Below are 15,533 nucleotides of genomic sequence, written 5' to 3' on the forward strand. Positions count from 1 at the left end.
CCGGCCGGGCTACCGCTGCGCCCCGAGGCCGTACGAGACGGACGTCAGCTGCTCGGAGGCGGACCACAGGGCCGCGGCGGAGGCGTCGTCCAGGGTCCACTTGGCCCGCCACGAAGGGACGGGCGCGCCCCGCCAGCCGAGCTTGGGACCGATGAAGGCGTCCGGACGCACCCCCGGCGCGGTCGCCGCGTACAGGGTGGGGAGCGCGCCCGACGCGGCGGGCTGCGCGATGACGACGTTCGCGAACCCCATCACCCGCTCGGTCACCCGGCGCCCCTCCTGCTTCGCGGCGGCCGTCTGCAGGTTGGTGTCGGCGTAGCCGGGGTGGGCGGCGGCCGCCACCAGGTCGGAGCCGGCGGCGGCGAGGCGGCGGGACAGCTCGTGCACGAAGAGCAGGTTGGCGGTCTTGGAGCGGCCGTAGGCGATCCAACGGCGGTAGCCGCGCTCGCCGTGCAGATCGGTGAGGTCGACGTCGCCCAGGGCGTGGAAGCCGCTGGAGAGCGAGACGATCCGGGCGCCGGGTGCGCGCAGCAGGTGTGGCAGGAGCAGTCCGGTGAGGGCGAAGTGCCCGAGGTGGTTGACCCCGATCTGGGTCTCGAAGCCGTCGACGGTCCGCCCGTACGGCAGGGCCATCACCCCGGCGTTGTTGACGAGGAGGTCGAGGGCGCCGTGTCCGGCGTCGAAGCCCGCGGCGAACTCCCGCACGGATGCCAGGTCGGCGAGGTCGAGCGGGGCGAACTCGACCTGCGCACCCGGCACTTCCCGCCGGAGCAGCTCCTCGGCGGCCCGGCCCCGGGCCTCGCTGCGGCAGGCGAGCAGGACCCGCGCCCCGCGCCGGGCCAGCTCGCGGGCGGTGACGTAGCCGATCCCGCTGTTGGCCCCGGTGACCACGGCCGTGCGGCCGCTCTGGTCGGGGATGTCGCTCGCTGTCCAGCCCGGCATGCCGGCTCCTTCTCCCGAACTCCCGAAAACATCGGAGTTACCTTCGGTAACAACCTCGTCCCGCACCCTACCCCCCACCGGCGCCGCGGCGGCCGGTGGGCCGGGCATCCGCCGTGGTCACCCCCGGTCCGGGGGGTCCGGCAGGGGCCAGTAGAGTGCGGTTCCACCCCCCTTCCCCCGAGGTACCGCACCATGAGCCCCCTGCCACTCCCCATCGCGACGACCGGGCCGCCCGTCACGGTCGTCGGCATCGGCGCGGACGGCTGGGCCGGGCTCACCGGTACCGCCCGGGCCGCCCTGACCGCCGCCGAGGTGCTGATCGGCGGGCCGCGCCAGCTGGAGCTGCTGCCCGACGCCGAGTGCGGGGGCGAGCGGGTGCCGTGGCCGAGCCCGCTGCGCCCGGCCGTCCCCCGACTGCTGGAGAAGTACGCGGGGCAGCGGATCGCGGTGCTGGCGAGCGGGGACCCCATGTTCTACGGGATCGGCCGCGCCCTGTCCGAGGAGCTGGGCGCGGACGCCCTGCGGGTGCTCCCGCACCCCTCGTCCGTGTCCTACGCGTGCGCCCGCGCGGGCTGGCCGGTGGAGGACACCGAGGTGGTCACCGTCGTGGGCCGCCCGGTCGCCCGGCTCGCCGCGGCCCTGCACCAGGGCCGCCGGGTCCTGGTGCTCAGCGCCGGCGCGGGCAGCCCGGGCGAGATCGCCGCCCTGCTGCGGGAGCGCGGCTTCGGCCCGAGCCGGATGCGGGTCATGGAACGGCTCGGATCCGCTGACGAGCGTACGTACGAGGGCGCCGCCGACGGTTGGGAACACGCCCCCGGCGACCCGCTGAACGTGGTGGCCGTCGACTGCCGCCGGGCCGCGGGCGCGCAGCGCCTGGGCGCCGGCCCGGGCCTGCCCGACGCCGCCTACGAACACGACGGCCAGCTCACCAAGCGCCACGTCCGGGCCGCGACCCTCGCGGCCCTGGCGCCCGCGCCCGGGGAGCTGCTCTGGGACATCGGCGGCGGGTCCGGATCCATCGGCATCGAGTGGATGCGCACCCACCCGTCCTGCCGGGCGGTGTCGGTCGAGCGCGATCCGGAGCGGGCGGCGCGGATCAGCCGCAACGCCGACGCCCTGGGCGTACCGGCCCTGCGCGTCGTCCTCGGCGCCGCACCGACGGCCCTCGACGCACTGCCCGCGCCCGACGCGGTGTTCATCGGCGGCGGGCTGACCGCGCCGGGGCTGCTCGACGCGGTGTGGTCGGCCCTGCCGGTGGGCGGCCGCCTCGTGGCGAACACGGTCACGCTGGAGTCGGAGGCGCTGCTCGCGCGGTGGTACCGGCGCCACGGCGGCGACCTGGTCAAACTCGCCGTCGCGCACGCGGTGGCGGTCGGCGGCTTCACGGGCTGGCGCCAGGCCATGGCGGTCACCCAGTGGTCGGTGACGAAGGCGGCGCAGGACCCGACGGAAGAGCTGTCGGCACAGGAAGCAGGAGAGGACCGCACATGACCGTGTACTTCATCGGAGCGGGCCCCGGGGCCGCCGACCTGATCACGGTGCGCGGCGCGCGTCGACTCGCGGCCAGTCCGGTCTGCCTGTACGCGGGCAGCCTGGTCCCGCGCGAACTGCTGGCCGAATGCCCGGCGGACGCCCGGCTCGTCGACACCTCGCAGCTCAACCTGGACGAGATCCTGGCCGAGTTGACCGCCGCGCACGCGGCCGGGCTGGACGTGGCACGCCTGCACTCCGGCGACCCGTCCGTCTTCAGCGCGGTCGCGGAACAGATGCGGCGGCTGGACGCGGCCGGGATCCCGTACGAAGTCGTCCCAGGCGTACCGGCGTTCGCCGCGGCGGCCGCGGCGCTGAAGCGGGAGCTGACGGTGCCGACGGTGGGCCAGACGGTCATCCTGACCCGGATCGCCCAGCAGGCCACCCCGATGCCGGCGGGCGAGGACCTGGCGACCCTGGGCCGCAGCGGGGCGCTCCTGGTGCTGCACCTGGCCACGCGCTACGTCGACCGCGTGGTCGACGAACTGACCCCGCACTACGGGGCCGAGTGCCCGGTGGCGGTGGTGGCGATGGCCAGCCGCCCGGACGAACTGATCCTGCGCGGCACGCTCGCGGACATCGCGGACGCGGTGAAGTCGGCGGGCCTGGTCCGCACGGCGGTCATCATCGTGGGCCGCACTCTGGCCGCCGACCAGTTCCCGGACAGCCACCTCTACTCCCCCGCCCGCAACCGCCATGTCTGCTAGCAACCCCCCACCGAATCCATCCCCGGCCGAGCCACATCCCACCCCGGCCGAGCCACATCCAGCCCGTCCGGCGTTTGAGGACCCGCCGGAGGCCACACCGGCCCGCACGAGCGGCCCCACGGCCCCGGCCGAGCCGAACCCAGCCCACCCGCCGGAGGCACCGGCACCCCGCCACGTCCTGATCCTCGGCGGCACCACCGAGGCCCGCCACCTCGCCGAAACCCTCGCGGCGCACGCCCCCGACCTCCAGGTCACCAACTCCCTGGCCGGCCGCGTCACCCGCCCCACCCACCCCCCGGGAACCACCCGCATCGGCGGCTTCGGTGGCCCCGACGGCCTCGCCGCCTGGCTGCGCGCGCACGCCGTCGACGCCGTGGTCGACGCCACGCACCCCTTCGCGGAGCGGATGAGCTTCAACGCGGCCAGCGCCTGCGCCGCGACCGGCACCCCCCTGCTGGCCCTGCGCCGCCCCGCCTGGGAACCCTCCGACGGCGACGACTGGCACCACGTCCCCACCCTGGCCGCGGCCGCCGCCGCGCTGCCCGCGCTGGGCAGCCGCGCGTTCCTGACCACCGGACGGACGGGGCTCGCCGCCTTCGCCCACCTCGACGCGACCTGGTTCCTGGTCCGCTCGGTCGACGCCCCCACGGCCCCCGCCCCCCGGCAGAGTCACGTCCTGCTGGACCGGGGCCCGTTCACCCTCGACGGCGAGCGCGCCCTGATCCGCGAGCACCGGATCGACGTCCTGGTGACCAAGGCCAGCGGCGGCTCCGCGACCGCTCCGAAACTGGCCGCCGCCCGCGAGGCCGGCATCCCGGTGCTCGTGGTCGACCGGCCACCGGTCCCGCAGGGGGTACCGGTGGCCACGTCCGTCGACGCCGCCGCGTCCTGGCTGCGCGAAGGCGCAAGCGCAGGCACAGACGCCCGCACCGCCTACTCGGGGTAGCGCCGCGGCGTCCAGACGATCTGCCGCCCGTCACCGCGCCGGACCACCCGCGTCTGGGACGAGCCGATCAGCAACAGCGTCCGCATGTCCACCTGTTCGGGATCCAGGTCCGCGAGCCGCACGATCCGGACGGACTGCTCGGGCCCGCCCACGTCCCGCGCCAGCACCACCGGGGTGTCCGGGCCGCGGTGCTCCAGCAGCAGCTCCCGGGCCTTGCCCACCTGCCACGTGCGGCTGCGCGAGCCGGGGTTGTACAGGGCGATGACCAGGTCGGCCCCGGCCGCCGCGTGCAGCCGCTCCGCGATCACCTCCCACGGCTTGAGCCGGTCGGAGAGGGAGATCGTGGCGTAGTCGTGGCCGAGCGGCGCACCCGCCGCGGCGGCCGCCGCGTTGGCCGCGGTGACCCCGGGCAGCACCCGCACCGGGACGTCCCGGTGCTCCTCCTGCGAGGCCACCTCCAGGACCGCCGTGGCCATGGCGAAGACACCCGGGTCGCCCCCGGAGACCACCGCGACGCGCTGCCCGCGCCGGGCCAGGTCCAGGGCGAACTCGGCCCGTTCGGACTCGACCTTGTTGTCGGAGCCGTGCCGGACCTGACCCGGTCGTACGGGCACCCGGTCCAGGTAGGTCGTGTAGCCGACCAGCACGTCCGCGTCGGCCAGCGCCCGCCGCGTCTCGGGGGTCAGCCACAGCGGACCGGCCGGTCCGGTGCCCACCACCACGACCTCGCCGACCGCGTCGGGCGCGACCGCGGGCCGGGAGCCGGGGTTGCCGATCCGGCTCGGCAGCACGGCGACCGCGAAGTACGGGACCGTCTCGGGGTCGGTGTCGGCGAGCATGCCGGTGCGCTCACCGGCCATCGTCGCGCGTTCGACGTAGCGCGCCTCGGGCAGCCGCCCGGACTTCTCCATCGCCCGCCGCACGGCGGGGAAGGTGCGGCCGAGCTTCATCACCACGGCCGAGTCGGTGGCCGCCAGACGGGCCGTCAGTTCCTCCTCGGGCAGCGTGCCCGGCAGGATCGTCAGCACTTCCTCGCCCTCGACGAGGGGGGTCTGCAGGCGGGCCGCGGCGGCGCTGACGGAGGTGACCCCGGGGATCACCTCGGTCGCGTAGCGGTCGGCGAGCCGCTTGTGCATGTGCATGTACGAGCCGTAGAAGAGCGGGTCGCCCTCGGCGAGCACGGCCACGGTCCGGCCCGCGTCGAGGTGCACGGCCAGGCGGGCCGCGGACTCCTCGTAGAACTCCTCCATCGCCCCCTGGTAGCCGCCGGGGTGATCGGTGCTCTCGGTGGTGAGCGGGTAGACCAGCGGCTCCTCCACGTGGTCCGCGCGCAGGTGGGCGGCCGCGATGGAGCGGGCGATGGAGCGCCCGTGGCGCGCGCTGTGGTAGGCGACGACGTCCGCCTCCGCGATCACCTGGACCGCGCGCAGGGTCATCAGCGAGGGGTCGCCGGGGCCGAGGCCCACGCCGTAGAGCCGTCCGGCCCCGGTCTGCGTGCCGGTGGTGCTCATTCTTCCTCGCTCGCGATCGCGTTGATGGCTGCGGCGGCGATGGCGCTGCCGCCGCGCCGCCCCCGGACGATCAGGTGGTCCAGCCCCGAGGGGTGGGCGGCGAGCGCGTCCTTGGACTCGGCGGCGCCGATGAAGCCGACGGGCACTCCGATGACGGCGGCCGGGCGGGGAGCGCCCTCCTCGATCATCTCCAGCAGCCGGAAGAGGGCGGTGGGCGCGTTGCCGACCGCGATCACCGAGCCCTCCAACAGGCCCCGGTCGCGCCACAGTTCGAGGGCGGCGGCGCTGCGCGTGGTCCCCATCTTCGCGGCGAGGTCCGGTACGGCCGGATCCGACAGGGTGCAGATCACCTCGTTGTCGACGGGCAGCCGCTTACGGGTGACCCCGCTGGCGACCATGCGCACGTCGCACAGGATGGGCGCGCCGGCGTTCAGCGCGGCGCGGGCGCGCAGCACGACGTCCGGCGTGTATCCGAGATCCTTCGTGAGGTCGGTCATCCCGCACGCGTGGATCATGCGTACGGCGACCTGCGACACCGAGGCCGGCAGCCCGGCGAGATCCGCCTCGGCGCGGATCGTGGCAAAGGACTGGCGGTAGATCGCGGCGCCGTCCTTCTCGTACTCGAACACTGTGTACTCGCTCATCTCTTCACTACGTCTGCTGCTGAATCTGCTGGAACTGCTGGAACTGCTGATCTGCTGGAACTGCTGTGTTCGCTGGGGCTGTTACCGCTGCCGCGGCTTCCGCGAGGGCGGCGGTCAGGTCCGGGGTTCCGGCCGGTACCTCGACGCGCGCCGGCCGTCCCCCGGGGCCCGACCGGCCGACCACGGCGAGGTCGTACCCCCGCGGCCCGGCGACCAGGTCCACCCACGCGGCGGCGCGCGGATGTCCGCACCGCCGCTCGCAGCCGGACCAGTGCACGGGCGCCGCCCCGGCCGCGGCGCCGGACCGTGCCAGCACGGCCCGCGCGTCGGCCCGTACGTCCGCCAGCGCCTTCGCGCAGCCCGGCCGGCCGGTGCAGGCGCTCACGTTCTCCCACGGGTCGCCCGGCGCGGTGACCAGCCCGGCGGCGGCGAGTCGGGCGAGGGCCGCCGGCGCCGTGGCGGCGGCGACCCCGGGGACGACGATCCCGCGCCAGGGGGTGAGCCGCAGGGACCCGGCCGCGGCGGCGGCCGTGGCGGCCAGCAGGCGCCACTGGTCGCCGGTCAGCCGTCCCAGCGGGGCCAGAACCGAGAGCGCTGCGCGCTCCGCGTCGGGGCCCGCCACCACTCCGGGTACGGGGCCGGGGCCGGTCCGTGCCGCGAATCCTTCGGCGCGCTCGGCCGCGATCCCCCGCGCGCGCAGGCGGGCCAGCAACTCAGCCGATTCCAGTCGGTGTTCGGCGGGGAGTTCGCTCACCCGCCACGCCTTGGTCCCGGCCGCGCGCACCGCGTCGAGGAAGTGTTCGGCGACCGTCAGCGCGGCGCGGGGCGCGTCCTGGTGGTCGACGCGGACCGCGTCGCCGTCGTCGTGCGTCCACAGCACGGCCTCGCCCGTGCGCAGCGCGAGGACGTGCACGTCGGGGGCGAGCGAGGTCACGTCGCCGCGACCGTCGTCGAGGGCGAAGAGGAAGCGTCCGGACAGCGCGGCGGCCGCCGCGCTCGCGCACAGCAGCCGGTCCAGCTCGCCGACCCAGGGCGTGACGTCGGTGCGCCGCTGCCGGTCGAGCCCGGACAGCGGCGACGCCACGATGTTGCGGACGCGTTCGTGGCTGGCGGCCGCGGCGGGCAGCAGTGCGGCGGCGGTCAGCAGGGCGGCGAGTTCGCCGCCGCAGCCCGCGCCGAGACCGCGCAACTGCGCGTTGCCGCGCGAGGTGAGGTCGAGGTGCCCGTCGCCGAGCCGGTCCGCCGCGTCCGCCAGGGCCAGCGCCGCGTCGGCCGTGAGCAGACCGCCGGGGATCCGGATCCGGGCGAGGTGCCCGTCGTCCGCCGCGTGCAGGCGCAGCGCACCGGGGCAGGCGTCGCCGCGGTCCCGTATGACGGGTTCGTCCCGGGACGCGGCGGAGGAGGGCGGGGGCATGGCGGCGAGCATACCCACGATCCGCGCCGCCCGACCTGTGTCCGTCACCACGCCGCCCGCGGCCCCGCTCCCGCCCGCCGCCGCCCCCGTCACGCCCCTCCCCCGCGCCCCGGGCGCCCCCGGCGCGGCGTCCCCTCTCGCACCCGACCCCGGCCCCCACCTGCCATTCGTCCGCGCGGGCACCTAGGATGACCCCTCGACGGGCCATTCGGCCCGTCATCGCCGAGGACGGCGACATGGGAGGAAGCCCGGTGCGATTCCGGCGCGGTCCCGCCACTGTGAACCCGGCAGCTGCCCACGGCGCCTCCGGGTGAGTCAGGAACTCCCGTCGTCCTCACTGCCCGGGGCGCGGAAACCCCGAGGAAGGCCCGCCGCCGCATGATCCTGCTGCTGTCGACGTCCGACACCGATCTGCTCAGTGCCCGCGCCTCGGACGCCGGCCCGGTCCCGTACCGGTTCGCGAATCCTTCCCGGCTCCCCCTCGACGACCTCCCCGCGCTGCTCGACGGCGTGGACCTGGTCGTCGTACGCCTCCTCGGCGGCCTGCGCGCCTGGCAGGAGGGGCTCGACCTGCTCCTCGCCGCCGACCAGAGCCGGCCGGTCGTCGTGCTGACCGGTGAACAGGCCCCGGACGCCCAGCTGATGGAGGCGTCCACCGTCCCCATCGGCATCGCGGCGGAGGCGCACGCCTACCTCGCGCACGGCGGCCCCGCCAACCTGGAGCAGCTGGCCCGCTTCCTGTCCGACACCGTGCTGCTCACCGGCCACGGCTTCGAACCGCCCGCGGCCGCCCCCACCTGGGGCCGGCTGGAGCGCGCGGCCTCGCCCGCGCCCGCCGCGGGGCCGGGGTCGCCCCGGGTGGCGGTGCTCTACTACCGCGCCCACCACATGAGCGGCAACACCGCCTTCGTGCACGCCCTCTCGGACGCCGTCGGGCAGGCGGGCGGCGTGCCCGTGCCGCTGTACGTCTCCTCGCTGCGCTCCCCCGAGCCCGAGCTGCTGGCCGAGCTGGCGACGGTGGACGTCATCGTGACCACGGTCCTCGCCGCGGGCGGCACCCGCCCCGCCGAGGCCTCGGCGGGCGGCGACGACGAGTCGTGGGACGCGGGCGCGCTCGCCGCCCTCGACGTCCCGATCCTCCAGGCGCTGTGCCTGACCGGTTCGCGCAGCGCGTGGGAGGAGAGCGACGAGGGCCTGTCCCCGCTCGACTCGGCCAGCCAGGTCGCGGTGCCGGAGTTCGACGGCCGCCTGATCACGGTCCCCTTCTCCTTCAAGGAGATCGACGAGGACGGCCTGCCGGCGTACGTCGCCGATCCCGAGCGCGCCGCCCGCGTCGCCGGGATCGCCGTGCGCCACGCCCGCCTGCGGCACACCCCGAACGCCGAGAAGCGGATCGCCCTGGTCCTCTCCGCGTACCCCACCAAGCACTCCCGCATCGGCAACGCGGTCGGCCTCGACACCCCCGCCAGCGCCGTCGCGCTGCTGCGCCGGCTGATCGCGGAGGGCTACGACTTCGGTCCCGTCGAGGAGATCCCCGGCCTGGTCTCCGGCGACGGCGACGAGCTGATCCGCGCGCTGATCGAGGCGGGCGGCCACGACCAGGACTGGCTCACCGAGGAGCAGTTGGCCCGCAACCCCGTCCGGATCCCGGCGGCCGACTACCGGCGCTGGTACGGCGCCCTGCCGGCCGAGCTGCGCGAGGGCGTCGAGGAGCACTGGGGGCAGGCGCCCGGCTCGATGTTCCTGGACCGCTCGCGCACCACGACCGGCGGCGACCCCGACGGCGACATCGTGCTGGCCGCGCTGCGCCGCGGGAACCTCCTCATCGTGATCCAGCCGCCGCGCGGTTTCGGCGAGAACCCGATCGCGATCTACCACGACCCCGACCTGCCGCCCTCGCACCACTACCTCGCGGCCTACCGCTGGATCCAGGCCGCGGCCGAGGACGGCGGCTTCGGCGCCGACGCCATGATCCACCTGGGCAAGCACGGCAACCTGGAGTGGCTGCCCGGCAAGAACGCCGGCCTGTCGGCCTCCTGCGCGCCGGACGCCGCGCTCGGCGACCTGCCGCTCGTCTACCCGTTCCTGGTCAACGACCCGGGCGAGGGCACGCAGGCCAAGCGCCGCGTGCACGCCACCCTGGTCGACCACCTGGTGCCGCCGATGGCCCGCGCGGAGTCGTACGGCGACATCGCGCGCCTGGAGCAGCACCTGGACGAGTACGCGCAGATCTCCTCCATGGACCCGGCCAAGCTGCCGGCCATCCGGGCCCAGATCTGGACCCTGATCCAGGCCGCGAAGCTCGACCACGACCTGGGCCTCGCGGCCCGGCCCGACGACGACGGCTTCGACGACTTCCTGCTGCACGTCGACGGCTGGCTGTGCGAGGTCAAGGACGCCCAGATCCGCGACGGCCTGCACGTGCTGGGCGGCGCCCCGGCGGGCACCGACCGGATCAACCTGGTCCTGTCCATCCTGCGCGCCCGCCAGATCTGGGGCGGTACGACGGCGCTCCTGGGCCTGCGCGAGGCGCTCGGCCTGGACGAGGCCGCGCCGACCCGCACCTCGGCCGACGAGGTGGAGGCCACGGCCCGCGCCCTGGTCGAGGCCATGGAGGCCGCCGACTGGGCCCCCTCCGCCGTCGCCGCGGTCGCCGCGGGACACCCGGCCGGGGTCGCGGACATCCTCGCCTTCGCGGCGACCGAGGTGGTCCCGCGCCTGGCGGCCACCACGGACGAGCTGACGCACGCGGTGCACGCCCTGGCGGGCGGCTTCGTCCCGGCGGGCCCGTCCGGTTCGCCGCTGCGCGGGCTGGTGAACGTGCTCCCCACCGGCCGCAACTTCTACTCGGTCGACCCCAAGGCCGTGCCCTCCCGCCTCGCGTGGGAGACCGGCCAGGCCCTCGCGGACTCGCTGCTGACCCGCTACCGCACCGACAACGGCGAATGGCCCGCCTCCGTCGGCCTGTCCCTGTGGGGCACGAGCGCCATGCGCACGGCGGGCGACGACGTGGCCGAGGCGCTCGCGCTGCTCGGTGTCCGCCCGGTGTGGGACGAGGCCTCGCGGCGCGTCACGGGCGTCGAGGCCATCCCGCTGGCGGAGCTGGGCCGTCCGCGCATCGACGTCACGCTGCGCATCTCGGGCTTCTTCCGCGACGCGTTCCCGCACGTCATCGGCCTGTTGGACGACGCGGTGCGGCTGGCGGCGGGGCTGGAGGAGCCCGCCGAGGACAACTTCATCCGGGCGCACGCCCAGGCGGACCTGGCCGAGCACGGCGACGAACGGCGCGCGACGACCCGTATCTTCGGCTCGCGCCCGGGCACCTACGGCGCGGGCATCCTCCAGCTGATCGACTCGCGCGACTGGCGCACCGACGCCGACCTGGCGGAGGTCTACACGGTGTGGGGCGGCTACGCCTACGGCCGCGGCCTGGGCGGCCGCTCCGCGCGCACCGAGATGGAGACGGCGTACAAGCGCATCACGGTGGCCGCGAAGAACACGGACACCCGCGAGCACGACATCGCCGACTCCGACGACTACTTCCAGTACCACGGCGGCATGGTGGCCACCGTCCGCGCGCTGCGCGGCACGGCCCCCGAGGCGTACATCGGCGACTCGACCCGACCGGAGACGATCCGCACCCGCACCCTGGTGGAGGAGACCTCCCGGGTCTTCCGCGCCCGCGTGGTGAACCCGAAGTGGATCGAGGCGATGCGTCGCCACGGCTACAAGGGCGCCTTCGAGCTGGCGGCCACCGTGGACTACCTCTTCGGGTACGACGCCACGACCGGCGTGATCGCCGACTGGATGTACGACAAGCTGACGCAGACGTACGTGCTGGACCCGGAGAACCGCGCCTTCCTGGAGGAGGCCAACCCCTGGGCGCTGCACGGGATCGCCGAGCGCCTGCTGGAAGCGGAATCCCGCGGCATGTGGGAGAAGCCGGACGCCGAGACGCTGGAGGCCCTGCGCCAGGTGTACCTGGACACGGAGGGCAACTTGGAAGCGGAAGCGGAGTAGCGGCTCGCGGCTGGCGCATCCTGGGACGCATGTGCCATTACTGCGGCTGCCGCGAGATCCCGTTGATCAAGGAGTTCATCGCCGAGCACGAGGCGGTGACGAACGCGGCGGGCGACGCCCTGCGCGCCCTGGACGCGGGGGACCTCCCCCGCGTCCGCGCCCTGGTCACCTCGATGACCGACGTCCTCCTCGCCCACTGGAAGGGTGAGGAGGACGGCTTGTTCGCGGTCATGTCGCAGGACCCCGAGTACGCGGCCTACATCGCCGCCCTGACCGGCGAACACCGGGAACTGGCGGCCTTCCTGGCCGACCTGGACCTCGCCTCGCCGGAGCAGGTGGCCCTGTTGCGCACCGCGGTCGCGGACCTCCACCAGCACATCGCGAAGGAGGAGGACGGCCTCTTCCCCGCCTCCCTCACCGCCCTGACGGGCGACGAGTGGGACCTCTCCATCGCGGCCTGGCGCACGGCCCACCCGGGCGCCGAGCTGAGCCCGGCGGGCTGACGGGCGCATGCCCGCGCCCCCGTCGTACCCGTGGGCACGGCGGGGGCGCGGGTACGAGGAGCGCGGGGCCCGTACTACTTCGGGGTGACCAGGGTTCGTTCGGCGCCGAAGGCGGCGCCGGTGTGCGCGTACATGGTGGTCTCGCCGTCCGACCAGCGGATGAGCAGGTCGTCGGCCCAGCCGTTGGAGTCGTAGCTGCCCGCCGTCATCACGACGTCGTGGGTCCAGATGCTCTGCGGCGGAGCCATCTGGATCTCGTTGCCGATGCCGCCGGGTCCGGTCTCCTGGAACTGCGAGACCCGACCGTCCGACCAGCGCACCAGGGTGTCCCAGTTCGCGCCGCCGGTGAAGTCGCCCGCGGTGACCAGGGTGGCCTGCTTCCAGTTGTCGTTCGCGGCCAGCAGCTGGTGCTCGACGCCGAAGCCCCGGTCACCGACGGCGGTGTAGTCGGTGAGTTCGCCGTCGCTCCAGCGCACCAGCAGGTCGCTGACGTTGTTCGCGGTGCCGAAGTTGCCCGCCGCGATCTGGTCGGCGTGGCTCCACACGGAGCCGGAGTCGGCCAGCTTGATGCCGCCGCCCACGCCGTTCGCGCCGATGTCGGGCAGGATCCGCACCTCGCCGTTGCTCCAGACGGCCAGCAGGTCGTAGCCGCTGCCGCCGGAGAAGTCGCCGCCCGTCAGGGACTTGACGCCCTGCCAGGTCGGCCCGGGAGCGGCCAGGCGGCGTTCGCCCGCGAAGCCGCCCGTGCCGTCACCCGTGTAGAGCGTCACCTCTCCGTCGGTCCACACCACGACGAGGTCGCCCTTGCCGTCCCCGGTGTACTCGCCGGAGGCCAGCAGCCGGGCGTGCGACCAGGTCTCGCCGTTGCCCATGGAGTAGGGCAGCGCGGGCTGCTGGTAGCCACCGGCGCGGTTGATGTGCTGGCCCTTCTTGGCCTCGTCGTAGAGGCGGAAGAACCAGTCGCCGTGCACGGGGCTGTAGGAGTTCTCGTTGTAGGCCGGGTCGGCCTTGTCGACCTTGGGGCCGCCGCCGTTGAAGCCGCCGACGTTGCCGATGATCTCGCCGACGCCCGAGGTCCAGTCGATCTTGGAGAACCAGGGTCCGCCCGAGACCCCGTCCCACATCCCGGCACACTTGGCCTGGATCTGGTAGAAGCCCGGCAGCCACTCCGTACGGACCGGGCAACGCACCGCGTGGTCCTCGGGGTTGTGGCTGGAGGGGTACCCGACGATGGTGACGTCGTTGATGTATCCGGGAGTGCGGACGAGCGTGTTGCCGCCCACCACGTCCTGGGCGTTCTTGCCCGCCGAGGACGGCTGCAGCCGGGCGAAGGCGAAGTCCAGGTCCGAATCCGCCGCCAGGCTGTTCTTGACGTAGCGGTTGTCCCGGAAGAACTCCGCGACCCGGTAGAAGCCGTAGGTCTGCTTGTCCAGGGCGTACTCGCTGCGGTACCAGGGGACGAAGACCACCGCGCCGCCGAAGGCGCAGTGCCCCGCGGTGAGGATCAGGTTGCGGCCCGGGCCGTCCACGACGCTGGCCGAGCAGCCGTGCGCGCGCATCTCGCCGGTGTCCGGATCGGCGTCGTAACTGAACAGGATGCCCACGGACTTGGGTCCGAGGATGTGTTCCGCGGTCGGCATCGAGGCGGCCGCGGACAAGGAGCCCGGTTTGGGCAGCTTGGGCGCCGTGGAGGGTGCGGGTGCGGTACGCGCGCCCAGCGGCACGGCGGGCCGGGCCGGGTCGACGGCCGACGCCATCCGCTCACGCGTCCAGAACCTGACGGCGTCCGCGTCCGTCCAGGTCACGGAGGCCGAGGTCGGGGATCCACTCGGCGAGGGACTGGACGACGGGCTGGACGACGGGCTGGACGAGGCGCTGTTCGAGGCGCTCGGCGCGGGGGAAGCGGACGTCCGGGGCGCGGGCGCCTGCGTGCGCGCGGGCGTGCGCGTCGGGGAGGCGGAGGCCGCCGCCGAGGGCGTCGGGGCCGGGGTGGCCGCGGGCTCCGCCCGGGCGACGAAGCCGCCGCTCGCCAGGATCAGCGCGGCGCCGACCACCGAGACGCCGAAGCGGCGTATGCGATCGGATGAGGGGTGCAAGGGGTGCAAGGTTCACTTTCCGGACTCACGAAGCAGGACACGGTACGAAGGGGATACGAGGAAATCTGGTCAGGTGCATGACAGGCATGACCGCGGCGGAAGCGGTCGGCTGGAGCGGGGCGGCGTCACTCCTGGTGCACTCCTCGGCGGCGGCGCCGCACGATCACCGTCCGGACCACCGCGGCGAGGACGAGCAGCCCGGCGGCGGCCCCACCCCCGATCAACCAGGGCTTCGGGTCCGTCACCGGCTCACCGGCGATGGTCACCCGCCGGGTGGTGGTCTCCTTGCCGTGGTGGCTGACCACGGTCATGTCGTAGGTGCCCGGTCGCACGCCGTGGCGGACGCGGGCGTGCCCCGAGAAGACGGTGCCGCCGTCGTCGCACTTGCAGCCCGGATCGTCCGGACCACCCCGCACGATCTTCAACGGCCGCTCGAACACGGGGGACTTGACCAGCAGGGAGTTCTCGCCGTCCGCGGCCCGGTCGTCGGTCAGGACCACCACGGCCTCGGCCCCCGGACGGACGGCGACCGACGCGTCGCCGCCCAGGAACTCCTCCCGCGGGCCGAGGACGAAGCGCCTGATGTCCGCCGAGCCCGGCGCGACGACCGTCAGCGGGGCGGTCGCGACCGGACGGCCCCCACTGGTCAGGGTGACGGTGTAGGTCCCCGGGGCGATGTCCGCGCGGACGCGGTAGGTGTGCTCCTGGTCGGCCGGGCGGCCGTTCCCCGGCTCGCCGCCGGGCAGCCCGGGCGGCTCGGGGGCGAGGGGTACCGGCTCGACCAGCGCGGGCGAGGAGGCGACCGCCTCCGTCCAGCCCTCGGGCATGCCGGCGACGCCGATCCAGATCGGGCCGCCCGTCTCGACGAGTTGGAAGGGTCCGGAGAAGCCCAGTCGGGGCCCGGCGGGCGCCGTAGTGGCCGGGGAGGACGAGGGTGAGGAGGAGGACGACGTCGAGGGCGCCGGAGCGGGCGATGCCGCCCGGGCGGACCCCGCGAGGCCCACCGCACCCACCGGGCCCACGGGGCCCAGCGCGCCGAACAGGACGAGCCCGGTCAGGCACACCGCCCCGGCGGCCCCGCGAAACGGCTGTCGCATCCGGTCTTCCTTCCCCCTGGACCCGCGGCGCCCGGAGCCGACCGGCCCCGAACCGCCATCGTCGGATCATGGGTGCACTCTGCCAAGTCCGCGCGCCGATCTCCATCACATTCCCGCCCCGGC

The 15,533-nt window shown here is 74.7% G+C and carries 11 protein-coding genes and 1 riboswitch; of the genes, 5 read left to right on the forward strand and 6 right to left on the reverse strand.

Translation table 11 applies throughout. The annotated features are described in order from the left end of the window. Positions 1–9: 9 nt before the first annotated feature. Positions 10–942 carry an oxidoreductase gene (locus ACIQWR_RS12730; RefSeq protein WP_404007597.1) on the reverse strand — a complete coding sequence of 311 codons (933 nt, stop codon included), beginning with the start codon at positions 940–942 and terminating at the stop codon, positions 10–12. 192 nt (positions 943–1,134) lie between these two features. Between ACIQWR_RS12730 and cbiE the strand changes: the two genes are divergently transcribed. The 3 genes from cbiE to ACIQWR_RS12745 are packed head-to-tail and all read left to right on the forward strand — an operon-like array spanning position 1,135 to position 4,125. Then, positions 1,135–2,433 carry a precorrin-6y C5,15-methyltransferase (decarboxylating) subunit CbiE gene (cbiE, locus tag ACIQWR_RS12735; protein ID WP_404007600.1) on the forward strand — a complete coding sequence of 433 codons (1,299 nt, stop codon included), beginning with the start codon at positions 1,135–1,137 and terminating at the stop codon, positions 2,431–2,433. Then, positions 2,430–3,179, forward strand: coding sequence for a precorrin-4 C(11)-methyltransferase (gene cobM, locus ACIQWR_RS12740; RefSeq protein WP_404007603.1), 750 nt, complete (start codon positions 2,430–2,432; stop codon positions 3,177–3,179). The genes cbiE and cobM overlap by 4 nt, the downstream gene beginning before the upstream one ends. Beyond that, positions 3,169–4,125 carry a cobalt-precorrin-6A reductase gene (locus ACIQWR_RS12745; RefSeq protein WP_404007606.1) on the forward strand — a complete coding sequence of 319 codons (957 nt, stop codon included), beginning with the start codon at positions 3,169–3,171 and terminating at the stop codon, positions 4,123–4,125. The genes cobM and ACIQWR_RS12745 overlap by 11 nt, the downstream gene beginning before the upstream one ends. Here ACIQWR_RS12745 and ACIQWR_RS12750 read toward each other — a convergent pair. The 3 genes from ACIQWR_RS12750 to cobG are packed head-to-tail and all read right to left on the reverse strand — an operon-like array spanning position 4,113 to position 7,694. Then, positions 4,113–5,636, reverse strand: coding sequence for a precorrin-2 C(20)-methyltransferase (locus tag ACIQWR_RS12750; protein WP_385775807.1), 1,524 nt, complete (start codon positions 5,634–5,636; stop codon positions 4,113–4,115). The two genes, ACIQWR_RS12745 and ACIQWR_RS12750, sit on opposite strands and share 13 nt — an antisense overlap. Next, positions 5,633–6,280: a precorrin-8X methylmutase gene (locus ACIQWR_RS12755; RefSeq protein ID WP_404007609.1), complete on the reverse strand. Its 648-nt coding sequence runs from the start codon at positions 6,278–6,280 to the stop codon at positions 5,633–5,635. Before ACIQWR_RS12755 ends, ACIQWR_RS12750 begins: the two co-directional genes overlap by 4 nt. A 7-nt stretch (positions 6,281–6,287) precedes the next feature. Then, positions 6,288–7,694 carry a precorrin-3B synthase gene (gene cobG / locus ACIQWR_RS12760; protein ID WP_404007612.1) on the reverse strand — a complete coding sequence of 469 codons (1,407 nt, stop codon included), beginning with the start codon at positions 7,692–7,694 and terminating at the stop codon, positions 6,288–6,290. 240 nt (positions 7,695–7,934) lie between these two features. Beyond that, a riboswitch (cobalamin riboswitch) is annotated at positions 7,935–8,019 on the forward strand. A 53-nt stretch (positions 8,020–8,072) separates the two neighbouring features. Between cobG and cobN the strand changes: the two genes are divergently transcribed. Both cobN and ACIQWR_RS12770 read left to right on the forward strand, forming a co-directional pair. After that, positions 8,073–11,714, forward strand: a complete 3,642-nt coding sequence (cobN, locus tag ACIQWR_RS12765) for a cobaltochelatase subunit CobN (RefSeq protein ID WP_404007614.1) — start codon at positions 8,073–8,075, stop codon at positions 11,712–11,714. A gap of 29 nt (positions 11,715–11,743) precedes the next feature. Then, complete coding sequence (locus ACIQWR_RS12770; RefSeq protein WP_404007617.1) at positions 11,744–12,217, forward strand: hemerythrin domain-containing protein; 474 nt, start codon at positions 11,744–11,746, stop codon at positions 12,215–12,217. A 74-nt stretch (positions 12,218–12,291) separates the two neighbouring features. Here ACIQWR_RS12770 and ACIQWR_RS12775 read toward each other — a convergent pair whose 3' ends face one another. Both ACIQWR_RS12775 and ACIQWR_RS12780 read right to left on the reverse strand, forming a co-directional pair. Continuing rightward, positions 12,292–14,313: a trypsin-like serine peptidase gene (locus ACIQWR_RS12775; protein ID WP_404007620.1), complete on the reverse strand. Its 2,022-nt coding sequence runs from the start codon at positions 14,311–14,313 to the stop codon at positions 12,292–12,294. Between the two features lie 125 nt (positions 14,314–14,438). Further along, positions 14,439–15,410, reverse strand: coding sequence for a hypothetical protein (locus tag ACIQWR_RS12780; RefSeq protein WP_404007622.1), 972 nt, complete (start codon positions 15,408–15,410; stop codon positions 14,439–14,441). Between the last annotated feature and the right edge of the window lie 123 nt (positions 15,411–15,533).

This window comes from Streptomyces sp. NPDC098789, assembly GCF_044759975.1.
Classification (GTDB): Bacteria; Actinomycetota; Actinomycetes; order Streptomycetales; family Streptomycetaceae; genus Streptomyces.